This is a genomic window from Oleiphilus sp. HI0128, from assembly GCF_001635365.1.
The window spans coordinates 1-2420 of the sequence record NZ_LWGG01000940.1 but is presented as its reverse complement, the minus strand read 5'-3'; the positions used below and the strand labels follow the sequence as shown (position 1 = coordinate 2420).

Here is a 2420-nt window from a genome sequence, read left to right as displayed (position 1 = left end):
TTCACCTGACTACACGGTTAAAGGACGTATCGAACAATTCGAAATGGCCTTCGATGAGTTGATGAAGTCTGACGATCCGCTGGCAGAGAACAGTCGCCCGCAGAAGATCACTAAGTTACAGCATGACCTGAATATTACCTTAAGCGGTCAGCCAGATGGCATTGTCCATTTCCCTAAAGGCACGCCTGCTGCGCATGTACTTTCGTCTAATCCACATGATGCAGTATTCTTGAAGTGCGGTGATTTTGTTGAGAACAAAGGCCACCAGTTTGGTATAGATCTACCTGCAGAAGAAAAACTAGCCCTACGTGAATTCTTGAAACTCATGTAACGTTTGGTACTCATGTTTGTCATGAAAAACGAATGGGGAGGCCTAATTGCTTGAGCTGAGGCAGCTTTGTTATCACAAGGGCTGCTTTAGCTGGGCAATGTTAATAATGAATCTATCTAGAGCAATAAGTGCGTTAGTCCTGTTGTGTATGCTCGCTATTGGCATTACATATTGGTCTATCAATCACGCTGATAATCCGTCTATTTCTGAACTCACTCAATCTCTTGATGGTGTAGAAGAGTCGTCTCTGCATAGTCAGCTGATACCTGATACAGACCTCCCTCCTGAGGGAACCCGTTCTTTGTTCGACCATATAATCGCGCAGAATGATGGCTTGCCTTACCCTTTTACTGAAATGATCAAGCTCTTGCAGAGCCAGCACCCTGAAGGTGAAGCGCCGCTGTCATTGCTGATTCCTGATGGCCGTTCACTGCTAAAAGGCCAAGCTGATCATCATTTACCTCGAATACTGATTGCGCCAGACTTTCAGGAAGAAAACACCCCAGCGGGTTTGGGTATGAATACCCAAGGCCAGCTTTTTGTTGCGCTAGTCGAAGGGGCAAATGAAATAGAGGTGCTTAGCTACAATGAAGGCGCAGGGCGGTTTGAGTTTCAGCTGGTGCAAAATTATTGTGAAGGGTGTGTGCCAAGAATTGTCTATACTCGTCGAGCGATCTGCCTGACCTGCCACCAAGGGGGCGGGCCTATTTTCTCGCAGCGCCCTTGGCAAGAAACCAATGGACAGTTAAGTGTTGCTAAACGTATACAGGCGGCCAGAGGTAACGAGCCTTATTGGGGGGTAGACATTGAACAACCGCTGGCTACGCCTGAGCGTTTTGATGAACTCACTGATGTTGGAAATTTTCATGTAGCTAGCCAGCGCGTATGGCTAGATGCTTGTGGAGTCGAAGGCAATGAGTGTCGACGTGCACTATTGTCACTCGCTCTACGTTACGCAGATCAGCCAGGCTTGTTTGATTCAATGAGTAAAGAGGTGAATACCTTACTCAAGCTCTGGGCGAATACTTATCCCGAGACGGGCATTAAGGTGCCACAATCCGACTTGGCTAATCGAGACCCAAGTGGTGAGTCAAACACCTTTACCGAGTGGCTATACGCAACCCTTACTCCTGATATTAGCTTTGGTGACGGCGCCAAAGACAATGAAGATCTCAATGCGTTTGAAAAGCTACCACCTCTGCCACCAAGGCAGGACCCATTAACGAAGCGGGAGCCAAAACAAACGCTAAGTAAATCGGATATCGATGGTGTCTATGGTATCGCCAGTTTCTTCACTGACTCAGATTTGAAAACACTCAACGCTCACTATAGCTACAAGATAGACGCCATCTTGCAAAGAGTTTCTGACTTACCGGTTGAATTCTTTGAAGCAAAGCCTTTTTCTCGGGTGGCAACTATGAAGGCTTTATTAGCTAAGGATCTTCAGTATTGTTGTTTAGATACATCTGACATGTCTTTGCCACGAGTGAGTAGCGCGCCTAAGTTAGAGATAAACGAATATCAAGAACTTAAGTTGTTTGAGCAGTATTGCTTCACTTGTCATCGAGGTAACCCTGCTAAGCGCCTTGATTTTATGTCAGGTGATAACGAGCAAATTGTGCTTGATAAGATCAAAGATAAAGCAGAAATTCGAGACGTTCTGGACTGGGAGCGTTATCAGAATACTGATAAGGAAAGTACCTTAATGCCGCCAAGAGATTCTGTGCAGTATAAAATGCTTGTCGAGGCTTTGAGTGACGAAGGGAAAGAGGGTGATGAATTACAGCTGATGCGAGACACGGTGCCAAGCTTGTTTAGCTTTTAATCTATACTAATCACTATCGTGGAATAATCGAGAGAATATTATCAATGCACATACTTCAAGTAGCGATGTTGAAAAAGGCCATACAGCTATCGCTCGCCTTGGTTTTGATATTGAATGCCGCAAACATTTACGCGATGCCTGCCTTTGCGCGTCAATACAAGCAGCACTATGGCTATACGCCATCTTGTCACGCTTGCCACAAAGAAGGTGGCGGTACACCTTTAAACTTTTACGGACAGGCCTTTGAAGATCAGGGAAAAAACA

At 45.6% G+C, this 2420-nt stretch carries 3 protein-coding genes; all 3 read left to right on the top strand.

Features of this window, described 5'->3' with window-relative positions; translation table 11 throughout:
• Positions 1-331, top strand: a 331-nt coding sequence (locus A3763_RS28740) for a hypothetical protein (protein ID WP_197482930.1), incomplete at its 5' end; no start/stop codon positions are given.
• Positions 332-437: 106 nt separating this feature from the next.
• On the top strand, positions 438-2156 hold the full coding sequence (locus A3763_RS15330) for a hypothetical protein (RefSeq protein ID WP_156490165.1): 1719 nt from the start codon (positions 438-440) through the stop codon (positions 2154-2156).
• Positions 2157-2200: 44 nt separating this feature from the next.
• Positions 2201-2420 (top strand): hypothetical protein (locus A3763_RS15325; protein ID WP_197482929.1); only part of this gene is annotated, 220 nt, incomplete at its 3' end.

Bases quoted from the DNA above. Each gene is read 5' to 3' on its own strand.
- A3763_RS15330 (WP_156490165.1), top strand. From the start codon at position 438: ATGAATCTATCTAGAGCAATAAGTGCGTTAGTCCTGTTGTGTATGCTC.